This window comes from Flagellimonas sp. (genome assembly GCF_965233845.1).
GTDB lineage: Bacteria > Bacteroidota > Bacteroidia > Flavobacteriales > Flavobacteriaceae > Flagellimonas.
The window spans coordinates 2,214,190-2,236,142 of record NZ_OZ247584.1; the positions used below are offsets into that span (position 1 = coordinate 2,214,190).

The 21,953-nt window shown below is 43.7% G+C and carries 21 protein-coding genes and 1 other RNA gene; 15 read left to right on the forward strand and 7 right to left on the reverse strand.

Features of this window, described 5'->3' with window-relative positions; genetic code table 11:
* Nucleotide 1: 1 nt before the first annotated feature.
* The 4 genes from fsa to ffs form a co-directional block, all read right to left on the reverse strand.
* Complete coding sequence (gene fsa, locus ACO6S0_RS09650) at nt 2-658, reverse strand: fructose-6-phosphate aldolase (protein WP_420399939.1); 657 nt, start codon at nt 656-658, stop codon at nt 2-4.
* A gap of 102 nt (nt 659-760) precedes the next feature.
* Nucleotides 761-1,177: a hypothetical protein gene (locus ACO6S0_RS09655; RefSeq protein WP_422351782.1), complete on the reverse strand. Its 417-nt coding sequence runs from the start codon at nt 1,175-1,177 to the stop codon at nt 761-763.
* 36 nt (nt 1,178-1,213) lie between these two features.
* Nucleotides 1,214-2,023: an SDR family oxidoreductase gene (locus ACO6S0_RS09660; RefSeq protein ID WP_422351783.1), complete on the reverse strand. Its 810-nt coding sequence runs from the start codon at nt 2,021-2,023 to the stop codon at nt 1,214-1,216.
* A 58-nt stretch (nt 2,024-2,081) separates the two neighbouring features.
* Nucleotides 2,082-2,180, reverse strand: an RNA gene (ffs, locus tag ACO6S0_RS09665) — signal recognition particle sRNA small type.
* A 75-nt stretch (nt 2,181-2,255) separates the two neighbouring features.
* Here ffs and ACO6S0_RS09670 point away from each other — a divergent pair.
* The 9 genes from ACO6S0_RS09670 (at nt 2,256) to ACO6S0_RS09710 (ending at nt 10,363) form a co-directional block, all read left to right on the forward strand.
* Nucleotides 2,256-3,323: a glutaminyl-peptide cyclotransferase gene (locus ACO6S0_RS09670; protein WP_422351784.1), complete on the forward strand. Its 1,068-nt coding sequence runs from the start codon at nt 2,256-2,258 to the stop codon at nt 3,321-3,323.
* Entirely contained in the window at nt 3,323-3,718 is a 396-nt protein-coding gene (locus ACO6S0_RS09675) for an acyl-CoA thioesterase (RefSeq protein ID WP_422351785.1), read from the forward strand. Before ACO6S0_RS09670 ends, ACO6S0_RS09675 begins: the two co-directional genes overlap by 1 nt.
* The gene (locus ACO6S0_RS09680) at nt 3,715-5,256 is read left to right on the forward strand and encodes a choice-of-anchor Q domain-containing protein (protein ID WP_422351786.1); all 1,542 of its coding nucleotides are present in this window, start codon (nt 3,715-3,717) and stop codon (nt 5,254-5,256) included. The genes ACO6S0_RS09675 and ACO6S0_RS09680 overlap by 4 nt, the downstream gene beginning before the upstream one ends.
* Nucleotides 5,257-5,349: 93 nt before the next feature.
* Nucleotides 5,350-6,120 (forward strand): LytR/AlgR family response regulator transcription factor, encoded by a 771-nt coding sequence (locus tag ACO6S0_RS09685; protein ID WP_422348186.1) that lies wholly within the window; start codon nt 5,350-5,352, stop codon nt 6,118-6,120.
* Nucleotides 6,121-6,258: 138 nt separating this feature from the next.
* Nucleotides 6,259-6,420, forward strand: a complete 162-nt coding sequence (locus ACO6S0_RS09690; protein ID WP_422348187.1) for a hypothetical protein — start codon at nt 6,259-6,261, stop codon at nt 6,418-6,420.
* A gap of 108 nt (nt 6,421-6,528) precedes the next feature.
* Nucleotides 6,529-6,657 carry a hypothetical protein gene (locus tag ACO6S0_RS09695; RefSeq protein WP_422348188.1) on the forward strand — a complete coding sequence of 43 codons (129 nt, stop codon included), beginning with the start codon at nt 6,529-6,531 and terminating at the stop codon, nt 6,655-6,657.
* A 106-nt stretch (nt 6,658-6,763) separates the two neighbouring features.
* Nucleotides 6,764-8,854 (forward strand): ATP-binding protein, encoded by a 2,091-nt coding sequence (locus ACO6S0_RS09700; protein WP_422348189.1) that lies wholly within the window; start codon nt 6,764-6,766, stop codon nt 8,852-8,854.
* A gap of 18 nt (nt 8,855-8,872) precedes the next feature.
* Nucleotides 8,873-9,541, forward strand: a complete 669-nt coding sequence (locus tag ACO6S0_RS09705; RefSeq protein ID WP_422348190.1) for a histidine kinase — start codon at nt 8,873-8,875, stop codon at nt 9,539-9,541.
* A 174-nt stretch (nt 9,542-9,715) separates the two neighbouring features.
* Nucleotides 9,716-10,363, forward strand: a complete 648-nt coding sequence (locus ACO6S0_RS09710) for a hypothetical protein (RefSeq protein ID WP_422348191.1) — start codon at nt 9,716-9,718, stop codon at nt 10,361-10,363.
* A 46-nt stretch (nt 10,364-10,409) separates the two neighbouring features.
* On the opposite strand, the gene glyA is transcribed toward ACO6S0_RS09710, so the two are convergent.
* Nucleotides 10,410-11,684 carry a serine hydroxymethyltransferase gene (gene glyA, locus ACO6S0_RS09715; protein WP_422348192.1) on the reverse strand — a complete coding sequence of 425 codons (1,275 nt, stop codon included), beginning with the start codon at nt 11,682-11,684 and terminating at the stop codon, nt 10,410-10,412.
* Nucleotides 11,685-11,935: 251 nt separating this feature from the next.
* Between glyA and ACO6S0_RS09720 the strand changes: the two genes are divergently transcribed.
* Complete coding sequence (locus ACO6S0_RS09720) at nt 11,936-13,141, forward strand: hypothetical protein (RefSeq protein ID WP_422348193.1); 1,206 nt, start codon at nt 11,936-11,938, stop codon at nt 13,139-13,141.
* Nucleotides 13,142-13,384: 243 nt separating this feature from the next.
* Here ACO6S0_RS09720 and ytxJ read toward each other — a convergent pair whose 3' ends face one another.
* Entirely contained in the window at nt 13,385-13,774 is a 390-nt protein-coding gene (gene ytxJ, locus ACO6S0_RS09725; protein ID WP_422348194.1) for a bacillithiol system redox-active protein YtxJ, read from the reverse strand.
* A 144-nt stretch (nt 13,775-13,918) separates the two neighbouring features.
* Here ytxJ and clpB point away from each other — a divergent pair, with 144 nt between their 5' ends.
* From clpB to ACO6S0_RS09750, 5 genes are all read left to right on the forward strand, one after another.
* Complete coding sequence (gene clpB, locus ACO6S0_RS09730; protein WP_422348195.1) at nt 13,919-16,519, forward strand: ATP-dependent chaperone ClpB; 2,601 nt, start codon at nt 13,919-13,921, stop codon at nt 16,517-16,519.
* Between the two features lie 153 nt (nt 16,520-16,672).
* On the forward strand, nt 16,673-17,986 hold the full coding sequence (locus ACO6S0_RS09735; RefSeq protein WP_422348196.1) for a gluconate:H+ symporter: 1,314 nt from the start codon (nt 16,673-16,675) through the stop codon (nt 17,984-17,986).
* Between the two features lie 5 nt (nt 17,987-17,991).
* Nucleotides 17,992-18,459, forward strand: a complete 468-nt coding sequence (locus tag ACO6S0_RS09740) for a RidA family protein (protein WP_422348197.1) — start codon at nt 17,992-17,994, stop codon at nt 18,457-18,459.
* Between the two features lie 51 nt (nt 18,460-18,510).
* A complete protein-coding gene (locus ACO6S0_RS09745; RefSeq protein ID WP_422348198.1) occupies nt 18,511-19,575 on the forward strand; it encodes a dipeptidase in 1,065 nt (354 codons plus the stop codon).
* 72 nt (nt 19,576-19,647) lie between these two features.
* Nucleotides 19,648-20,244, forward strand: coding sequence for a TetR/AcrR family transcriptional regulator (locus ACO6S0_RS09750; protein ID WP_422348199.1), 597 nt, complete (start codon nt 19,648-19,650; stop codon nt 20,242-20,244).
* 12 nt (nt 20,245-20,256) lie between these two features.
* On the opposite strand, the gene ACO6S0_RS09755 is transcribed toward ACO6S0_RS09750, so the two are convergent.
* The gene (locus ACO6S0_RS09755; RefSeq protein WP_422348200.1) at nt 20,257-21,801 is read right to left on the reverse strand and encodes a PorP/SprF family type IX secretion system membrane protein; all 1,545 of its coding nucleotides are present in this window, start codon (nt 21,799-21,801) and stop codon (nt 20,257-20,259) included.
* Between the last annotated feature and the right edge of the window lie 152 nt (nt 21,802-21,953).

Consider the following 21,953-nt stretch of genomic DNA (forward strand, 5'->3'; position numbering starts at 1 on the left):
TTTAGGAATTTCCTTTGCGGTAGTCCGCCAAGAATTTCTCCAAACCTATATCTGTCAAAGGGTGTTTCAACAATCCCGTAATGGATGAAAGTGGGCCGGTCATTACATCCGCTCCAATCTTGGCACAATCGATCACGTGCATGGTATGTCTAATGGAAGCCGCCAGAATTTGTGTTTCAAATCCGTAGTTGTCGTAGATCTGGCGAATTTCCGCTATCAGGTTAAGGCCATCCGTGGAAATATCGTCCAACCTTCCCAAGAAAGGAGACACATAAGTAGCTCCAGCCTTGGCTGCCAATAAAGCTTGTCCCGGCGAAAATACCAAGGTGCAGTTGGTTCGGATTCCGTTATCTGAGAAATATTTCAAAGCTTTTACCCCATCCTTGATCATAGGTACCTTTACCACAATTTGATCATGGAGTTTGGCGAGCTCCTCCCCTTCCTTGACCATGTTGTCAAAGTCCGTGGAAACCACTTCTGCGGAAACATCTCCATCCACAATGTTGCAGATGTCCACATAGTGTTTTAGAATATTCTCAGTTCCGGTAATACCTTCCTTGGCCATAAGCGAAGGGTTGGTGGTAACCCCATCCAAAACACCCAATTGCTCTGCTTCGGCTATTTGGTCCAAGTTGGCCGTGTCTATAAAAAATTTCATCCTTCTTAAGCTGTTTTTATGTTGTAATAGAATTCCCTGCGAATTTACAACATTAAGAAGGCACGGCTTCACAAATGGGATAAAATAAATGTTAGGAGACCACTATTCCACTACCTGAATTGTGAACCGTCTTGTAGTTGAATCCGAGCAGGTTGGACTACCATCGTAGCCATAGTAATCGTAGGATTCCACAAAGAGTTCCACGGTAAATCTATAAGTGCCCCGTTCCTCTGGTCGCCCAAAAAGCTCCACGGACCTACGTCTAAAGTCATAGGAAATACCTGGCGGAAGATCGCCATAGACCACAAAATCGTAAATATAATCGTTGTCGTTGACCTCGTTACTGATCTCCGCAGTTACCTCGTCATAGTACCGTTCCCCAACAAAACCAATTTCCAAAGGTCTATCATGAAGTTCTGGATTGATGTTGAAAACGCACTCGTAAATCTCGTCGCAGCCTTGAAAAAGAAAAGTGGATGCTGCCAATAAAATGATGGTTGTAATGTTCTTTGGTTTCATGTTTACAATGAAATCAAAAAACATGCCATCGTGTTTTTACAACTTGTAATGGTTGAGCAAAAGCTTCTCGTAAACTCGGCTCGGTAGGATTCTTTTCAGCACTAGCGAAAGCCTTTGCGTAAATTCTCCAACTGGATAGTGCACCTTGTTTTTTTTCTTTAGAATGATCTGATGGACCTTCTTCGCCACCTGCAGGGGATCCCCACCCGCATCCACATGTTCGTTCATCAAATCCAAACTGCGCTGGTAATCCTCTTCATAAGCCGACCCCTTTATCACAGGAGCGTGATAACGTCCCGCAGCAATGTTGGTGGCAAAATCACCTGGAGCTAAATTGGTGATGGATATCCCAAATTTCTTGGTTTCCATCCGAAGCGCTTCGGTAACCAAGTTTAAAGCACCCTTGGTGGCCGAATAGTACCCTCTAAAGGGCAAGCCCATATATCCGGCAATGGAAGTAGTATTGATGATCAGTCCCCCACCCTGTTTCCGCATTTGGGGCAAAACCGCCTTCATCATATGTATGGGGCCATGAAAATTGGTATCAAACACATTCAAAATCTCCTCATGGGGAGTTTCTTCAATAGGCCCTGTAATACCAACCCCGGCGTTGTTGATCAGCACATCCAACCTTCCTGCCTTGGAAATGACCTCACTTACTGCTTCTTGGACACTCTCGGGAAGCTTCACATCCAAACGGATAAGCTCAAAAGCTGAAAAATCAGGGTGTTTATCTGGATTCCTGGTGGTGCCATAGACCTTATATCCCTTCTCGATAAGATACGTGCCCACAGATTTTCCTATTCCCGAGGAACCGCCGGTGATCAGTACAACTTTTTTATCCATGTTTGCAGTTTGAAATTGGGTTGGAAAGATACATGATCAGGAGAATTTAGGGCACAAAAAAAGGCAAGCTACCTACATCGCACCGCTACAACCACATACCCTTGCTGCGTTCCCGCCCTGGGGGATTCTGCAGGAGCTGGTCGTGTAGGACTTGCCAAATGCAAATATACGACCATTTTAAATTTGCTGCAATCCCATTTATCCTTAATTTCGATAACCAAGTCTGAACACAATGAAAAAAGCGATTAGCACCATGGTCAAACTACTTTCCATATTTGGTTTCCTGCTCTTTTTCCTCGGATGTGGGGAGACCGACCCTTCCAAATTTTTTGCCATACAATTGGAAGGCAATGGCAACAAATTCCAACAAGGACAAGAGGTAGGTGTTTCCATCAAAAACAAAAAGGAAATTGAGATTTCCAAGCTCGAATATTCCTTGGATGGGAAAACCTTGCCCGTAACCGATGGCAAAATAAAACTGGATGCCGGTACTTTGGGCAACAAAACCTTGGTGGCAAACATCAGCTTTGGAGATCAGTCCATCGCCATTGAAAAAAATATCAGGCTTTTGGCCGAATCCTCTCCAGAAATCTACACCTATGAAATCCTTAATACCTACCCGCATGATCAAACGGCATATACCCAAGGACTGGAGTTTCACAACGGGATTTTATACGAGAGTACAGGAAAAAAAGGATTCTCCACCGTTCGCAAGGTGAATTTTGAAACTGGGGAGGTACTGGAAAAAATTGATATGGATTCCGATGTCTTCGGGGAAGGTATCACCTTGCTTAATGATCAGCTGTACCACCTCACCTGGCAAAAGCGAATGGGCTATGTATATGACCCCAATACCCTGGAGAAAAAAAAGGATTTCAGTTATGGAAAAAGCCGTGAAGGCTGGGGCCTTTGCAATGATGGCACCAAAATCTACAAGAGCGATGGCACTGAAAAAATATGGTTCCTGGATCCAGAGACGCTTGAGGAAATGGGCTATATAGAAACCGTGACCAATAAATCCATCTTTAACAAGGCCAATGAGCTGGAATTCGTGAACGGGAAGATCTATGCCAATGTGTACCAAAAGGAAAGCATGATGATCATTGATGCCACTTCAGGGGCCATTGAAGGGGTCATCAACTTTGGGGGGCTCAAGAACAAAATAAGAAAGGGCGCCAATTGGGACGAAGGCAATTCCGTGCTCAACGGAGTGGCCTATCACAAAGAACGGGGCACCTTCTTCGTCACCGGAAAAAACTGGGACAAACTCTTTGAGGTCCAAATCCGAAAAAAGGACTGATGCAATCCTATTCCGAAGTCCTGACCGTACAGGAACAGGACCTGGACGACAACCAGCACGTAAACAACGTGCGTTATGTGGAATGGGTACAAAACATTTCCAAAAAGCATTGGGAAGCCGCCACTGATCCAGCTATCCGTAAAGACTTGGTCTGGGTGGTTAAAAACCACAATATCTCCTACCAACGTTCTGCCCTATTGGGGGACGAGCTCCAGCTGAAAACCTATATTCAGAAAACACAAGGTCCCCTCTCTATAAGGGTAGTGGAAATCCATCACAATAAAACAGGGCAACTTATAGTTAAGGCTATTACGGAATGGTGCCTTTTGGACGCAATTAGCTTACGACCCAAACGCGTCCCGGAAACCATCCAAAAACTATTCAAGGGAACGTGAACCGCTGGTATCTCAAATCTTTGGCAATCTGCACGGGCTTGATGCTCATCATCTTGGCTGCCTCTTGCCGTAAGGATTTTGACTACGAACCCAGCTCTGGCAATTTGTCCTTTTCCAAGGATACCGTTTTTCTGGACACCATTTTCACCAATATTGGGAGCGCCACCTATACCTTAAAGGTATATAACAAAGGCGTTCGGGATATTTTGATTCCCTTTATTGGCCTGGAGACGGGACAAAACAGCAGCTACCGACTCAACGTGGATGGCTTGGCCGGAAAGGAATTCACGGACATTCCCCTTTTGGCCAAGGACAGTCTTTTTGTCTTTATTGAGACTACCTATGATGTGGCACCCACTAACCAAACCGAATTTTTGCACACGGAAAACCTTTTGTTTGGTACCGGCCCCAACACCCAAAACGTACCCTTGGTCACCTTGGTCAAGGATGCCGTCTTCCTCTATCCCCCTACCCAGTCCGATGGCACTAAGGAAACCCTGGTGGTAGGCCAGGATGCCGATGGTAACGACATACGGGTGGAAGGTTTTTACCTGGAACCTGACCAATTGCTCTTCACCAACAAAAAACCCTATGTGATCTACGGTTATGCAGCCATCCCAGACGGAAATACCTTAAATATACAGGCAGGTGCACGGGTGCATTTCCATAACAATTCCGGCCTGATTGTGGAAAGTGGAGCCTCCTTGCATGTAAATGGCAGCCTGAGCGAGGACCAAGAACTATTGGAGAACGAGGTCATTTTTGAGGGCGACCGTTTGGAACCCGCCTATGCCCAAGAACCGGGCCAATGGGGCACCATCTGGTTTAGGTCGGGGAGTACCAACAACCATTTGGAACACCTAACCTTAAAAAATGCCACCTTGGGCTTAAGGGTGGAAGGCGAAGCACCTTGGGACACCCCTACCCTGACCCTGCGCAACAGCCAGATCTATAACAGCCTTAACCATAATCTTTGGGCCACCTCGGCTCGTATTTTGGCAGAGAATACCGTTTTGGGCGGAGCAGGCGGCTACAGTTTTCTAGGGCATTTGGGTGGCAGATACCAATTTACCCACTGCACCCTGGCCAACTATTGGAGCAACGGATTTAGAACAGGCACTGCCCTGGCCCTGGATAATTTTGAGGGATCTACAACTGTGGACTTGGAGCAAGCGGATTTCATCAACTGTATTGTTGGTGGAAGTATGCCCGTGGAGTTTAGTTTACAGGCAGAAGCCGCCGCAGCCTTTAATTTCAGTTTTAGAAACTGCTTGCTGCAGTTTAACAGTACAGACAGTAGTTTTGAAAACGACCCACTATATAACTTTGGGGGCGCAGATCGTTATATTGATGTAATTTTTGATAGCGACCCGGATTTTTTCTTACCTTTTGGTAACCAATTTCATATAGGTGTCAATTCGTTTGCCATAGATGCGGCGGATCCGGATACAGCCCCCCCAATTCCCATGGACATCCGAGGTACGGGTAGGCTGCCCAATCCGGATATTGGAGCTTACGAATTTGTTCCGGAAAATTGAGTTTTTTGGAATTTTTATGATAAAAACCCTCGAAAAACGCTGTTTTTGCAGGAATCCCCCAGTTTTTTTAAGGGAAAAATGCAACGAGTTTTTTTGAGACGTTATTACCTTGCAGCCAGGGTTTTACATATGGATTACACCTATACCATTATCGATTCCAATGCTGCCTCCAAGCTCCAATTACAAGTGTACTTGAGAGAATATGGAGATTTTAGTTGTGTAGGCACAGCCACCAATCCCGAAAACGGTTTAAATACCATCCTAAAATTTGCCCCTGATATAGTTCTGATCAATCTTCAGGACAAGGGCTTGGGCTATTTTCATATGGTATCGGAACTGAACCAGTTCTTGAGTAGCCTACCCATTATCATAGGGTATTCCTCCTCCAAAAAATTTGCATACAACGCTATAAAAAGTGGTTTCTTTGATTATTGGGTCTTGCCGCACAACGAGTTTGATGTGCGCAAGACCATTTTAAGGTTGCGGAAAGCTTACCCCCAACAAAATGTTCCCGCCACGCTCTGCCTTAAGACCTATAATGACTATAGGTATTTGGACACCACCGATATTCTATACCTAAAATCCGATAACAATTCCACGGACTTTTTTATGCGCAACGGCCATGTGATAAGTGCCTTTAAAACCCTCAAATCTTTTGAGGAGCAGCTGCCAGAGAGCTTTGTCCGTATCCACCAAAGCTATATTATCAATAGCCGCTATGTACGCCGTATCAATTACGGGAAGTCTATATGCACCCTCCGAACAGAAAACCAGGACGAGCTCCCCTTCTCCAAGACCTACAGGGAAAAAGTGGACACTTTAAAGGAAATGCTCTCCAAAACGGCAATTAACACTTATAATTAGTGTAATTCTTACACACTTCTGCAAAATTCTAACACAATAGGCCCATTTACTAAAACATTTGGGACACCCGCTTGCTTTCTGGATCACTAAGATAACTTGGCTGCATAAACCAAATTTTCTAACCAAAAATTAAGAAAGATGATGAGAAAGGTTGTAAGTATTTTTGCCGTAGTAGTATTGACCATGGGATTGTTTTCTTGCGAAGCAGACAGTGTAAGTGAAACCGAAAATCTAATGGAAAGCTTGGAAGATCAGGATTCTAGCACAGGAAAAGACACATCTAACGATGATAGACAATAAAATTTAATCACAACCAATATGAAACCACTTGTTCAAGTTGCTTTTCATGTGATTCTAGTGTTAATCCTATTTTCTTGTACAGGAACCAATTCAAATGAGTCACGTTCAATGGACACAGAAAAGGAAGTTACCTTCTCTATTAACGATGCTGAGCAAGTAAAAGAGGAGATTGATGAACAATTGGTAAAGGTTATTTCCGATTTTCGATTCGTTGTTGACGACGACAGAAAGTTGTAAGATTTTAAAATTTTGTTGATAGCCCCATAACCCTTCCGGTCTGGGGCTTTTTTTATACCTTGTAGTAAAAGAAAACAAAACTTTACCCCCATTTTAGCACAATACCTTGAAAAACAAGTATATAATACTGGTTCTACTTTTGTTATGCGCTTGCGGAAAGCAGGTAACAGATGCACCTATATCCAAAGAGTCCGAACAAATCAACGCTTGGATTGATGCTTCTAGGGATAGCACTCACCTACCCTTGGCTACCCGTAGAGGGTTTTTAACCCAGTCTACAGATTTAGCCTATGGTATTGCCAATGATACTATCCAGCTCGATCATTTATCCCGGATTTCCCTTGCCTATAAACGCTTGGAAGATTCTTTAGGTTTTCGCAAAATGAACCAAAGAGTTATAGAATTGGCAAGGAAAGCCATTCTTCATAAAGCTGAAGGAGAATCTTATTGGGATTTGGCCTCCTTCTATAAGTCCTATGGTATAATGGACAGCGCGTATTACCACTATCGCAATGCGTACAAAAGTTTCAATTTACTGCCAGTGGATTCCACATCTATGTCACTTCGCGGAAGGATTTTATATAGTATGGGAGACATTCAGGATCACTTTAAAGATTACTTGGGTGCCGAAATTAGTGCCACGGAAGCATTAAGAATTTTTGAAGAATTAGGTGACTATAGGAGAATTTATAATTGCAATAATTTATTGGGTATAGTTGCTAGCGGAATGAACAATCAGAAAAAGTCTTTAGAGTATTATCAACGTGCTGGTAGTTATATAAAGAAGCTAAACTCGGCAAATGAGGTTGGCTTAATTTGGCAAAACAAAAACAACATAGCATATGCATATCTTGAAAATGGTGATTATCTAAAATCCGAAAAGGCATATTTAGAGTTATCCCAAGACAGCAGTTTGAAGCATGAAAATCCAGTTTTGTATTCTAAGGTTTTGACAAGCAAAGCGTATTCAATATTGAAGACTGGAAAAAATATTAGCAATGCACAAAAGGCCATTTTAAATGCCATTTCGATTAATGACAGCATTGGATTTTCAGAAGATCAAGCTAGAGCGAATCAATATTATGCAGAGATATTGGCTGCAGGAGGAGATTCACTTTCCGCAATAAAAGTAGCTAAGAATGGGCTTGTACTAGCTATAGAGAATTCAAACAGCCTTCATCATTTGGAGCTGTTGCGCTTACTTACCACACTAGATGTTAAAAATGCCGTGACCTACTCAAATGAATATTATGCCCTAAACGAAAATATTCAAGAAGAAGAACGGGCAACACGTGACAAATTCGCTCGTATCCGTTTGGAAACAGACGAGGTGATCCAAAGAAACGAGGCCCTTACCCGGGGCAAACTCATCTGGACATTGGTGGCCATTGGCTTGCTGTTGGCCGCCATTGCGCTCTACATCATCTTTACCCAACGGGCCAGCAACAACAAACTCAAATTTGAGCAGAAGCAACAAGAGGCCAACAAAGAGATCTATAATCTAATGCTCTCGCAACGCGGGAAGTTTGAGGAAGGCAAAAAACTGGAGAAGAAACGCGTGTCCGAAGAGCTGCACGATAGCGTGCTGGGCGATCTGCTGAGCATACGTATGTTCATGGGCGCGCTCAACGAACAAAGCGACGAATCTGCCGTGGAACAAAGAGCTCTAATGATTGAAAAATTGCGCGAAGTGGAGGAAGAAATCCGCACCATCTCCCACGAAATGAACAAAGCTTCGTACGAAAAATTTTATAACTTTATCGTTTCCTTGGAAGAGCTGGTGGAGACCATTGAGGCTTCCTCTGGGATTGAATGTTCCTTTACGTATGACGACGATGTGGAATGGGATGCCTTGGATGGCGACATCAAGATAAACAGTTATAGAATTGTGCAGGAGTCCCTTAAAAACAGTGTCAAACACGCCCAATGTAAGCAGGCCCTCGTAGACTTTAAGTTGTCAGAAGGTATCCTTACCCTGACCGTACAGGACGATGGTGTTGGTTTTGATGTGAACAAGGGCAGGAACGGTATTGGTCTTCGAAACCTGACCTCCAGGGCAGATAAAATGAACGGAACCCTGCATGTGGACAGTGGAAAAGGAAACGGGACCACCATAACGGTCCAAATGCCCGCCAAGTATGTTGGACCACAAAACCCTTCTGGTATGGAGGGACAAATGCAAATGCAAAATGCCTAAATCTTAAATACGGAACTTATGAAAACACTACGAATCTTAACCATTGATGATCATGAGATGACGATGCTGGGGTACAAGTATATCCTGGAGCGCATTGTTTTTGAAGGATATTCCATCATTGTGGACACGGCCAACTCTTATGAACTGGGCAAACGCTTGATCGAGGAATCCGTGGACTCCTTTAAATATGATATCCTGTTTCTGGATGTACAACTGTATCCGCCCAATGAAGATCAACCCCATACAGGAGAAGACCTGGGCAAATTGGCCCGGCGGCTGGTTCCAGAGACCAAGATCATATTCATGTCTTCTTTCAGCGATAACTTTAGGATCAACAGCATACTAAAATCCGAGGACCCTGATGGTTACTTGATCAAAAACGATATAGATCCCCAAACCTTGGAAGATGCGGTAAAGACCGTAACCCTGAATCCACCTTACTATTCTTCCAAAGCCTTGGCGGCCATCCGTAAAAAGTTGAAGAACGATATTGATCTGGATGAAAAGGACAAGAAGATTCTTTACCATTTGTCCATTGGAACCAAGAACAAGGATTTGGAACAACACATCCGTTTGTCACCTTCTTCCATCGAGAATAGAAAAAGGCATATGAAAACCCTTTTTGGTACCGAAAACGAGAACGATCTTGCGTTGATTTTGGCTGCCAAAAACCGTGGGTTCATATAAGTGGTTTGTAATCGCCCTAGGGTAATTTCCGGAAGGTCGTTTCTTCTTTTTTCCCAAAAAACCCTTAAAAAAGGGGGTAAATTGCGTGAAATCCCCAGAATTTTTAAGGATTTCCTTCAATTGAATAATAAAGTTTCGTTTTAACTTTGATAGGGAACACGATGAAGAAACGAAATGCCATACCAAAAAAGATCCAATCTCATTTTCCCCCTAGCTGGTATCAGGACATTTGTTGCTGCAGAAGGACTGGACGAATTCATTAGGGTTCTTGAAAAAGATTTTTTCGCGGAATTGACGGTAAAATGTCAATATGAAAGAGCAAATGAAAGAACCGAATTAATTTTAGATGTTTCTTGCAACTTTGGTCTTACCGAAGGTTTGCACTATTTCAGCACTGGCAATTGGGGTGGATTTTCCTGCACCGAAAATGGAAAATCCTCTTTTGACACTGCCTTTGAGCAGTTGAGCAATTTAAATGACGGAAACATAGACATCGCAGAGCTGTCTATCCACTTTAAGGACACTTCCGTTATTATAACCAGAATCCAAGATTACAGTATCCCGGACCAATTGGGGGCCATTATCGACAAGGCCAGCGAACATTTTGTGTATTTCACAAAAGGCCTGACGGAAATGCCCTATGAAATCTTTGTCTCCATTTTTGAGGACGCTCCCCAAAAGGGAAGTTCGTTGGAAAACTGGGAACAAAGTTATTTTGACCACTGGGGCCTGTACTTTGAAGATGACCCGCAACACGATGTGATGGTCTACTGCTTGGAAAGTAAAACCATGAAGAAAGAAGATTTTTTCCTCTTGGACTAAAACTACTTTCTACCAGTGAAAGCTGTAAAGGAACGCCTTGTCCAGTTTAAGCGCTGAACAACGGTCTTGAATGCATTAGGTCATGCACCTTTTGCTTAATGCCTTCTATGCTTTTCTCGTTGGTAGCATCCATCAGCACCTCATCTATGTAACCCACAATGGTTTCCATATCGGATTCCTTGAGTCCACGGGTGGTTACCGCAGAAGTTCCAAAACGTATTCCGGAAGTGATAAAGGGCGACTGATCATCAAAAGGTACCATGTTCTTGTTGGCAGTGATGGCAGCCAGTTCCAGTGCCTTTTCGGCATCTTTCCCTGTTATGTTCTTGTTCCTTAGGTCTATGAGCATCATGTGATTGTCCGTGCCCCCTGAGATTACTTTGTAATCCCTGGCCACAAATGCCTTGGCCATGGCCTCCGCATTTTTCTTTACTTGGATGATGTAATGTAAGAAGTCATCTGTAAGAGCTTCGCCAAAAGCTACAGCTTTGGCTGCAATGGTATGTTCCAAAGGCCCACCTTGGTTCCCTGGGAAAACGGCCAAGTCCAAAAGTCCGGACATCTTTCTCAAGTTTCCGTTCTTCAATCGGATGCCGAACGGGTTTTCAAAGTTCTCTCCCATCAAGATTAGTCCACCTCTTGGTCCACGAAGGGTTTTGTGGGTGGTGGTGGTCACAATATGGCAATGCGGAATGGGATCGTTCATAATACCCTTGGCAATCAAGCCAGCTGGGTGGGAGATATCTGCTACCAAAAGGGCATCAACACTGTCCGCTATTTCCCTAAACCGCTTAAAATCCATATCCCGTGAGTAGGCAGACGCCCCTGCAATGATCAGCTTGGGTTTTTCCCTATCGGCAACCTCTTGGATTTTATCATAGTTGAGCATCCCGGTTTCTTCTTCTACCCCATAGAAAACAGGATTGTAAAGTTTCCCGGAGAAATTCACCGGGGAACCGTGGGTCAAATGCCCGCCGTGGGAAAGATCAAACCCTAAAATGGTATCACCGGGTTGAAGACAAGCGTGATACACCGAAGCGTTGGCCTGGGAACCCGAGTGTGGTTGTACATTCGCATAGGACGCACCAAACAATTCCTTGGCCCGATCAATGGCCAATTGCTCAATTTGGTCCACAACCTCACAGCCTCCATAATAGCGCTTTCCGGGGTAACCCTCCGCATACTTATTGGTCAACACGGAACCTGCGGCCTCCATGACCTGTGGACTAACAAAATTCTCGGAAGCAATCAGCTCCAAGCCTTCCAACTGTCTTTCTTTTTCGTCTTCAATGAGTTCAAAAATCCGGTGATCTCTTTCCATTTTTGCCTTTGAATTTAGAAGTGCTAAAAGTACGAATAGAAAAGCTAACGGAACTGAAAAAAAATGTGCCAAAAATCAATTTTATCAAACAACAATTAACAATGATCCACGGCTGGCTTAAAAGCCAAAATCAGGTTCATTTTGTGCATTTCATCGATTTTATACTACCGTTAAACCTTTTTCGTTAATAATTTGAAGGTTTTTGGCACGGCTGTTGAAAAACCAACCATAACCAATAAAATCAAAAAGCCATGAAGAAAATACTACTCTTTGGTACACTGGTACTACTTGTTGCCTGCGGAGGCGTAAAAAAGACCCAGGAAGCTTTGAATAGCGGAAACTATATTTCAGCCATGAACAAAGCCATTAAGAATCTAGCGGAAAACAAGACCAAAAAAGGGCATCAACCCTATGTGGTACTGTTGGAAGATGCTTTTGCCAAGCATACACAGCGAGAGCTTGAGCAGATTGCCTTTTTGCAACAGGATGGGAATCCGGCCAACTTGGAAAACATTTATAACAAATACCTTCATTTGAAGGAAATCCAACAACGGATTAGACCCTTAATGCCACTTTCCATTTACGAAGAAGGTAGGGACGCCAGGTTTAATTTCCAGAATTACGATTCTAGAATCCTGGCCACCAAGACCGATCTTTCGGAATATTTGTACAGCAATGCCAACAACATGTTGGCCAATGCAAAAGAGAAGTTTGAGTACCGATCTGTTTATAGTGAATTGAAGTATTTGCAGGACATCAATCCGGGTTATAAGGAAACCATTGCCAAAATGGACGAAGCTTATAACAAGGGATTGGAGTATGTTCGGGTTGATATCGGGAACGAGACCGAACAGATCATCCCAGAGCGATTGGAAACCGAACTTCTGGATTTCAATGCCTATGGTATCAATAATTTTTGGACGGAGTTCCATACCAACCCCTTAGAAGATGTGAACTATGATTATGCGCTGAATCTGAATTTCAGGGAAATCAATATTTCTCCAGAGCAGATCAATGAAAAGCAGATCATTAAGGAAAAACAAATCAAAGATGGGTTTGAATACCTGTTGGATGATGAAGGTAATGCCGTAAAGGATAGTTTGGGCAACCGAATCAAGGTGGACAAGTTTAGAACGGTGCGATGTAATTTCTACCAGTTTACCCAATTTAAAGCTGCCCAAATTGGAGCCAAGGTGAGTTTCACCAATTTGGCCAACGGACAGGAAATCAACTCCTATCCCCTAGCCAGTGAGTTTGTGTTTGAGCATATATACGCCAACTATAGAGGTGATAAAAGAGCCTTGGACACGGACTTGATAAACCTACTGGACGTAAGGGCGGTACCCTTCCCAACCAATGAGCAAATGGTCTACGATGCCGGAGAAGATTTAAAAGCCAGATTGAAGTCCATCATCGCCCAAAACCAATTTGTGGCGGACAATCAGTTCAGTGACTAGATATTGTAGGTTAGATACTAGATAAAGTAAGTTCGAGCGCCCAGAAAATGGGCGCTCGTATTTTTATCAATGTATCCTACAAGGTAACCTATTGTTCGGTCAGGTCGAGCGCAGTCGAGACCTTTTTGAAAACACGGCTTATTGCCTTCTCGACTGCGCTAGAAGTGACAGATTCCCATAAATAAGGAGATTATATATAAACCAATTACTTCTTACAACGAAGTCACAATATTTAGTTCCCTCCTAAACCACTTCCTTTAAATCCGTATCTGCGATTGCCCCATGCGAGGTATGGAAACTAGCTTCCCCATTTTTTATGACGAGTAGTTGCGGGGATTGATGCCTTACCTGAAATTTGCTTTCTACCGCATTGGACACTCCCCTGTGCGCGTGCAAATCCAAAAAGTAGATATCATTTTCATCGCCCAGATCATAGCTTCCGGTAAACATATTCAAAACCATTCGGCTAATCCCACAAGTGGTGGAATGCTTAAAAATAATTTGTGTCCTGACTTTGGATTTTTCCGTAAGCTCATCCAATTGCTTCATAGACTCCAAGGGAATCCATGGCACTTTTGTGGTTGCCTTTTCCTTTTCTTCCTTTTTCCCGAATACGTTACCGAATAATCCCATGCTGCAAATTTATAAGTTATGTCGAGCTTGGGCAAAAAGCTTACAAGCTGACGAAATGTCCTGTGTTTTTGGGCTTTTAGCGACATTTTGACCGTCTGGGGTAAATGGTAGGGTTGTTGACAATCCCTATACAAAACGATTGAGATGAACTTTAACAACTTTACGATAAAATCACAGGAAGCCCTACAACAAGCCCAGCAGTTGGCACAGGAAATGGGGCATCAACAAATAGAAAACGAACACCTTTTCAAGGCCATTGGTCTAGTGGATGAAAACGTGTTGCCGTTCATTTTAAAAAAATTGAACGTGAACACTGCCTTACTCACCCAAATCCTGGACAAGGAATTGGAGAGCTTCTCCAAAGTTTCAGGAGGTGACATTATGCTCTCCCAAAACGCTGGCAAATCTTTGAATGAAGCCAATATTGTTGCTAAAAAGATGGGGGATGAATTTGTATCCATTGAGCATCTGCTCCTGGCCATTTTTAAGTCCAAAAGCAAGATTGCCCAAATACTCAAAGATCAAGGAGTTAGGGAAAAAGACTTAAATGCTGCCATCCAAGAATTGCGAAAAGGAGGAAAAGTTACCTCCCAAAGTGCCGAGGACACCTATAATTCCTTGGACAAATATGCTAAAAACCTCAACCAACTGGCAGATAACGGCAAACTGGACCCCGTAATCGGGCGAGATGAGGAAATTCGACGCGTGTTGCAAATTCTTTCCCGTAGAACCAAGAACAACCCCATGCTTGTGGGGGAACCCGGTGTTGGTAAAACAGCCATCGCCGAAGGGTTGGCACATAGAATTGTTCAGGGTGACATTCCGGAAAACTTGAAAGACAAGATTATCTATTCCTTGGATATGGGTGCCTTGATCGCTGGGGCCAAGTTTAAAGGAGAGTTTGAGGAGCGCTTAAAAGCCGTGATTAAGGAAGTTACTTCGTCGGATGGCGATATAGTGTTGTTTATTGATGAAATTCACACCTTGGTTGGGGCTGGAGGTGGACAAGGCGCCATGGACGCGGCCAACATTCTAAAACCAGCCTTGGCGCGTGGAGAATTGAGAGCTATTGGGGCAACCACCTTGGACGAATACCAAAAGTATTTTGAAAAGGACAAGGCCCTGGAGCGCAGGTTCCAAAAAGTGGTCATTGATGAGCCCGATACCGAAAGTGCCATTTCCATTTTAAGAGGAATCAAGGAAAAGTACGAGACCCATCACAAGGTGCGCATCAAGGATGAGGCAGTCATCTCCGCGGTGGAACTATCACAGCGTTACATTACTAACCGTTTTTTACCGGACAAGGCCATTGACCTGATGGACGAAGCGGCTTCCAAACTTCGGATGGAAATCAATTCCAAACCCGAAGAACTGGATGTGCTAGACCGAAAAATAATGCAGCTCGAAATTGAGATTGAAGCCATTAAACGTGAAAACGATAAGGCCAAGCTGCAAACCTTAAATCTGGAATTGGCCAATTTGAAGGAAGAACGCAATGAAATCTTTGCGCAATGGGAAAGTGAGAAAAGTGTGGTGGACAATATCCAAAAAACAAAACAGGACATTGAAAACTATAAGCTGGAAGCCGAACGTGCCGAGCGTAACGGGGATTACGGCAAAGTGGCCGAGCTACGCTATGGCAAAATCAAGGAATCCCAGGAAAATCTCCAAAAGCTACAGGATGAACTGGCTGCCCAACAAACCGCTGGCACCTTGATCAAGGAAGAAGTGACCAACGAGGATATTGCTGAGGTGGTTGCCAAATGGACAGGGATTCCCGTGACCAAAATGCTGCAAAGTGAGCGGGAAAAACTGCTGCAGTTGGAGGACGTACTCCACAAACGTGTGGTTGGCCAAGAAGAGGCCATAACAGCAGTATCCGATGCCATCCGGAGAAGTCGGGCTGGCTTGCAGGATGCTAAAAAGCCCATTGGTTCCTTCCTCTTTTTGGGAAGTACGGGAGTAGGTAAAACGGAGTTGGCCAAAACCTTAGCGGCCTATCTTTTTGATGACGAAAATGCCATCACCCGTATTGATATGAGTGAATACCAGGAGCGGCATGCCGTAAGCCGGTTGGTAGGAGCTCCTCCTGGATACGTAGGCTATGACGAAGGAGGTCAGTTGACCGAGGCCGTTCGGAGAAAACCTTATTCCGTTGTGCTTTTGGATGAAATTGAAAAGGCACACCCAGACACCTTCAACATTCTGTTGCAGGTATTGGATGAAGGCAGACTTACAGACAACAAGGGTCGTGTGGCGGATTTTAAAAATGCCATTATTATCATGACCAGTAATATGGGCAGTCCCATCATCCAGGAAAAATTTGAGGATGCAACGGATTTGGACAATGCGGCTGAAGCAGCCCGGGCGGAAGTAATGGGATTGCTTCGCAAGACCATACGCCCAGAGTTTTTAAATAGGATTGATGACATTATTATGTTCACTCCTTTGGACAAAGCCAATATCAAGGAAATTGTTCGTCTTCAACTGGAACAGCTCAAAAAAATGGTATCCAAACAACATATTACTCTGGATGCCACAGAGGAGGCCATTGATTATTTGGCCATCAAAGGGTATGATCCGCAATTTGGGGCAAGACCAGTTAAACGATTGATTCAAAAAGAGGTCTTGAATAATTTGTCCAAAGAACTGCTGGCTCGAAAAATCAAGGCAGAGAGTATTGTTTTATTGGATTCGTTTGATGATAAATTGGTTTTCAGAAACCAGAGTGAGCTGGTAAACTAAGCTCGATTCACTATAAATCAAGCCCCAACTTTTAATGAAGTTGGGGCTTTTTGGTTTTCTTCAATTTACGCCATATAATCACAAAATAGCATGCATCCGAATGCAATATCTCATTGCAAATCTTTATTTTAGGGGCTTTTATAAAATTCAACCATGCCAATTGTAATAGCCGTTCTAGGCATTTTAATCCTGTTTATCCTAATAGCCCGATTTAAATTGAATGCCTTTTTGGCGTTCATCATTGTTTGTCTGTTTGTTGGAATTTTCCAAGGGATGCAACTTCCAGATATTGTTCAATCCATACAGCATGGAATAGGTAATACCTTGGGCTTTCTTGTGCTGATTTTGGGTCTTGGGGCCATGCTGGGCAAGTTGGTCGCCGATAGTGGTGCGGCCCAACGGATTACAACCAAGCTAGTGGATGTCTTTGGGATTAAAAATGTGCAATGGGCCATGGTGGTTACCGGCTTTATAGTGGGAATTCCCATGTTCTACTCTGTAGGCTTTGTGATTTTGATCCCTTTGGTTTTTACCATTGCCATCTCAACGGGTTTACCACTTCTTTACGTGGGCCTTCCTATGCTGACCTCCCTTTCGGTGACCCATGGGTATCTTCCGCCCCACCCTGCACCAACAGCTATAGCGGCCATGTTCAATGCTGATATTGGAAAAACCTTGATGTATGGTATTATCATAGCGATTCCTGCCATTGTGGTGGCCGGCCCCTTATTCGCCAGAACCATTAAAAAAGTAGAAGCCAAGCCCCTTAAAGAATTTTATAATCCTGTGTTGATCCCTGAGGAGAAATTGCCCTCCACAGCCATCAGTATTTTAACTGCACTTTTGCCCATCATTTTAATAGGTCTTGCCATTGCAGCGGAAAATCTGCTGCCCGAAGGAATCCTGAGGGATATCATGATGTTTCTTGGTAATCCGGTGATTGCCCTGCTCATTTCGGTTCTCATGGCCATATACACCCTTGGAATTGCAAGAGGTAAGGATATGAAAACGGTGATGCAGTCCATTTCAACGTCGGTATCCACCATTACCATGATTCTATTGATCATTGCAGGAGCAGGTGCGCTCAAAGAGGTTTTAATAGATAGTAAGGTAAGCGAATACATCGCTTCCAGTCTGGAAGGTTCAGCCGTTTCTCCCTTGGTTTTGGCCTGGTTGATTGCAACTGCCATTCGGGTTAGCGTGGGTTCTGCCACTGTCGCTGGACTAACTGCTGCGGGTATCGTACTACCTTTGGCTTCCAGTGCCAATGTAAGCGCCGAACTCATGGTTTTGGCCATTGGTTCCGGTAGTTTAATGTTATCCCACGTCAACGATACAGGATTTTGGATGTTTAAAGAATACTTCAACCTTTCTGTAAAAGAAACCCTGTCCACCTGGACCGTAATGGAAACCCTAGTGGGCATCATGGGATTGTTGGGTGTCCTGGTAATGAATACGATAATCTAAATACAATGAGCACATCACCTTCGGAACGTTTAAAAGAACTAGGCTTTGTACTGCCGCCTGCACCTCCCCCAGCTGGGGTCTACAGACCTATTTTGGTTGTTGATAATTTTCTATATGTGTCTGGCCAAGGTCCTGTAAATCTGGATGGCTCCCTAATGAAAGGCCGAGCCGGCGATGACCTGGACAAGGATGCGGCCAAGTTGGCAGCAAGACAGGTTGGCCTAACCATGTTATCCACCATCACCACTCATTTTGGAAGCTTAGATCGCATTGAGCGTGTGATCAAAGTATTGGGTATGGTCAATTGCACTCCGGATTTTGGAAAACAGCCCTATGTAATCAATGGGTTTAGTGAGCTTATGGCCGATGTTTTCGGAACTGAAAATGGGATAGGCGTTCGAAGCGCTGTGGGCATGATGCTTCCTGAGAATATTCCTGTGGAAATAGAGGCCATGTTTCAGCTAAAGAGTTGATGTCTTGTTTTTTGAAAAGACGTATTTCAATATTTAATACAATACATTTTCATGCTGATTTTTGATGCACACCTGGATCTAGCCATGAACGCCCTAGAATGGAATAGAGATCTTAGGCTTCCTGTTTCCCAAATTCGTGAACTGGAAAAAGGGTTGACGGACAAACCAGACCGTGAGAAGAACACTGTCTCTCTGGATGCGATGCGCAAAGGAAATATTGGACTCTGTGTGGCTACCCAGATAGCCCGCTTTTCAGACCGGAACAATCCACTTCCTAGCTGGAATTCCCAACATCAGGCCTGGGCTCAAACCCAAGGACAGTTGGCTTGGTACCGAGCCATGGAAAAAGAAGGGGAAATGGTTCAAATTTCCAATCTTCAACATTTGAATACCCATTTGGAGGAATGGCAGAAGACCGATGGCCATAAACCTATTGGCTATATACTTAGTTTGGAAGGTGCGGATTCCATAGTTGATATGGATTATCTGGAGCAAGCCCATGCATCAGGGCTTAGAGCTATTGGACCTGCCCATTACGGTCCTGGGGTGTATGCCCATGGAACGGATTCTGTGGGGGGTATTGGTTCTAAAGGAAGAACCTTATTAAAAAAGATAGAGGAACTTAACCTTATTTTGGACGCTACGCATTTATGTGATGAAAGTTTTTGGGAAACCATGCACTATTACAATGGACCGGTATGGGCCAGTCACAGCAATTGTAGAGCATTGGTAGATCACAATCGGCAATTTTCCGATGATCAAATAAAGGAATTGATACAACGCAAAGCGGTTATTGGGATGCCGCTGGACGCCTGGATGATGGTCCCAAATTGGGTTCGTGGCAAGTCGGACCCCAAAAGTATGGGGGTAAGTCTGAAACAGATGATTGACAATATAGATCATATTTGCCAACTTGCCGGTAATGCAAATCATGTAGGTTTAGGGACGGATTTGGATGGGGCTTTTGGTAAGGAACAATCTCCCATGGACTTGGACACTATAGCAGATTTACAGCAGGTTCCAGAGCTATTGTCGCAAAGAGGATACCACGCCGAGGACATTGAAAATGTTATGAGTCAGAATTTTATTCGCTTTTTACAGCGGGTCTGGGCATGATGTTAAAAATTTCAGCATATTGATACCCAACAGTATATTTTTATATATTAGCCATGACCAACTAAACCCAAAATGTCTACCAAAGCCGAACGAACCACAGCTTACATTATAGAGACAGTTGCGCCCATATTTAACAAGTTTGGTTATGTAGGGACCAGCATGAGCGATCTTACCGAAGCAACTGGACTTACCAAAGGTGCCATTTACGGAAATTTTGAAAACAAGGAATCCCTTGCCATGTCGGCCTTTGAATATAACCGCAACCATTTGTTGGCCATTATTGACGATAAACTGGCGGTGGAAGGAAGAGCCATGGATAAGATTCATTCACTGTTGCGATTTTATAGGCAATACGATGTGTATACCCTGCCCATGGGCGGATGTCCCATAGTGAATGTTGGAGTGGATGCACAACATAACAACCATCTGTTGGCTGCTGCTGTCAAAGAAACCATCAAAGAAATCGAAGGGAAAATCGCTTTGGTCTTGGAAAACGGCTCCAAAAATGGTGAAATCCATATACCCGTCCCTCCGCTTCAGTTTGCCAAGCAATTGTTCACCATGCTTCAAGGCGCCATTACCATGTCCACAATGACCAGAGATCGTAAATACTTGGTCAATACCATTGCGTATTTGGAGCAATTGGTGCAGCGGGAGATCAAAAAATAGAGAATTGGTTCCTTATTTTGCCCGTACCCTAAAAATCCAGGTTTTATCCGGATACTTTCCATCCAACTTACTGTCTCGTGCCCTACGGGCCTCGTTCATAGTGTTGTAACGACCTAAATACACGTACCTGTATTTATTCAAAGCCCTGTAAAAGGATTTAGGGTTCAATCCGTCCTTCGTAAGTTTGGCCATGAAAGCATCATGGTATTTCTTGGTTCCGAAAACATTGGCGATCAGATAAAATCCAGGCTCAAGACCATCAGCACTGGCCACCTCCTCATACTTTTCATTGCCTTGCAGTTCTACCTTTTCATTTTGAACTTTGGCTATGCTGTCCTTCCTTCTCTGCTCTGCCAATGATCTGGCCCTAGCCAATGCAGCGGCAGCAATGGAATCCTCTTTTTTCCGTTCTTCAAGAGCCAAACGTTCCTGTTCCTGTCGTTCTTGTTCAGCTGCCAAACGATTCTCTTCTTCCTGCTGTTTTCTTTCTTCCTCCCTGAGTTTCTTGTTTTCTTCCTCTTGTTTCTTGTTTTCCTCTTCCTGTTTTTGATCCTCCAATTCTTGCTTTCTGGCTTCTTCCTCCTGTATGCGTAAGCGGGCCAACTCATCATCTTTTTCCCAATCAAAGTCAACCACTTTTTTCCGGTTGTCCGAAGCAGTGCCATGATATGAGATGATTAATTCAAATGTTGATTTCTCGTCCTTTAGGGTATTATCTGTTCCTTTTTCTATAAGACCGCCAATAGAAAATTGATTTGCAAAAGTTACTCCTACCCCTCCTGAAATGCCATAAAAACTATTGTACCCCCCCTGAACCCAAAATCTTGAAGTGGAGAGCAACCCATTGATTCCAAATTGGGTGTCCTCATCCGGGATAGTTTTTAAATAGATCATCGGCCGTACAAAACTATGGCCCTGTCCGTTCAGCAATGAAACAGGAAAATCGTTGCTGATGGTTCCAACCACAGCTGTTCCCCCATCCCCTTTACCCGTGCCACTCTCAGAAAAGTTTACGTCAATGGCATTTTCTATGGACAAACCCAAATTGAACTGGTTTACTTGTAAGCGAACTGCCGGCGAAAACGTCAGGATAAAGTCGTTTGTAGCTTCCAATTCCGGTAAATCGATATCAGGATTGGGAATAAAACGGTCATCCGCAAGTTTTTCCCTAAAACCAAACACATTGGCTCCAACAAATATCTTAATGTCATTTTCCAAAGGGAATGCATGCACATAGTTTAGATTCAAACCTGTATTCAAAAATGTACCTGTATTATGTTGTAAAAATCCAACTCCGGCAGCTGCATTGGAGTTGATGAGTTGGGTGTAATTTGCAAAAATAGTGGTAGGGTCACCGTCAATCGTCTGCCATTGCCATCGTGTCCAAATGGACATGGCATTGGGTCTATTCCAATCCAATGCAAAGGTCGGGTTCAATAGGTTGGCGTTAAACTGATTCAGGTTGTGTTGCCGAAAATCTGCAGGCAAGGTGTGTTCCTGTGATCTAAGAATCGACACAGGAAGCAGCAATAAAAGCCATGCCAAATGTTTGAGCATACGATAAACTAAAATTTAAACGTTACTTTTAAACACAACAAGTGTAAAATTTAGGGAAACTTAGATCAGTATTTATGCGAATGACCAAGCTTATTATCGCCATTGCATTTTGTTCTATTGCAGTTGTGGGATGCAACGAGACAACTAAAGAT

Excerpts from the sequence above, each read along its gene's own strand:
- fsa (WP_420399939.1), bottom strand. The coding sequence starts at position 658 with ATGAAATTTTTTATAGACACGGCCAACTTGGACCAAATAGCCGAAGCA.
- ACO6S0_RS09655 (WP_422351782.1), bottom strand. The coding sequence starts at position 1,177 with ATGAAACCAAAGAACATTACAACCATCATTTTATTGGCAGCATCCACT.
- ACO6S0_RS09660 (WP_422351783.1), bottom strand. The coding sequence starts at position 2,023 with ATGGATAAAAAAGTTGTACTGATCACCGGCGGTTCCTCGGGAATAGGA.
- ACO6S0_RS09670 (WP_422351784.1), top strand. The coding sequence starts at position 2,256 with ATGAAAAAAGCGATTAGCACCATGGTCAAACTACTTTCCATATTTGGT.
- ACO6S0_RS09675 (WP_422351785.1), top strand. The coding sequence starts at position 3,323 with ATGCAATCCTATTCCGAAGTCCTGACCGTACAGGAACAGGACCTGGAC.
- ACO6S0_RS09690 (WP_422348187.1), top strand. The coding sequence starts at position 6,259 with ATGATGAGAAAGGTTGTAAGTATTTTTGCCGTAGTAGTATTGACCATG.
- ACO6S0_RS09695 (WP_422348188.1), top strand. The coding sequence starts at position 6,529 with ATGGACACAGAAAAGGAAGTTACCTTCTCTATTAACGATGCTGAGCAA.
- ACO6S0_RS09705 (WP_422348190.1), top strand. The coding sequence starts at position 8,873 with ATGAAAACACTACGAATCTTAACCATTGATGATCATGAGATGACGATG.
- ACO6S0_RS09710 (WP_422348191.1), top strand. The coding sequence starts at position 9,716 with ATGCCATACCAAAAAAGATCCAATCTCATTTTCCCCCTAGCTGGTATC.
- glyA (WP_422348192.1), bottom strand. The coding sequence starts at position 11,684 with ATGGAAAGAGATCACCGGATTTTTGAACTCATTGAAGACGAAAAAGAA.
- ACO6S0_RS09720 (WP_422348193.1), top strand. The coding sequence starts at position 11,936 with ATGAAGAAAATACTACTCTTTGGTACACTGGTACTACTTGTTGCCTGC.
- ytxJ (WP_422348194.1), bottom strand. The coding sequence starts at position 13,774 with ATGGGATTATTCGGTAACGTATTCGGGAAAAAGGAAGAAAAGGAAAAG.
- clpB (WP_422348195.1), top strand. The coding sequence starts at position 13,919 with ATGAACTTTAACAACTTTACGATAAAATCACAGGAAGCCCTACAACAA.
- ACO6S0_RS09735 (WP_422348196.1), top strand. The coding sequence starts at position 16,673 with ATGCCAATTGTAATAGCCGTTCTAGGCATTTTAATCCTGTTTATCCTA.
- ACO6S0_RS09740 (WP_422348197.1), top strand. The coding sequence starts at position 17,992 with ATGAGCACATCACCTTCGGAACGTTTAAAAGAACTAGGCTTTGTACTG.
- ACO6S0_RS09745 (WP_422348198.1), top strand. The coding sequence starts at position 18,511 with ATGCTGATTTTTGATGCACACCTGGATCTAGCCATGAACGCCCTAGAA.
- ACO6S0_RS09750 (WP_422348199.1), top strand. The coding sequence starts at position 19,648 with ATGTCTACCAAAGCCGAACGAACCACAGCTTACATTATAGAGACAGTT.
- ACO6S0_RS09755 (WP_422348200.1), bottom strand. The coding sequence starts at position 21,801 with ATGCTCAAACATTTGGCATGGCTTTTATTGCTGCTTCCTGTGTCGATT.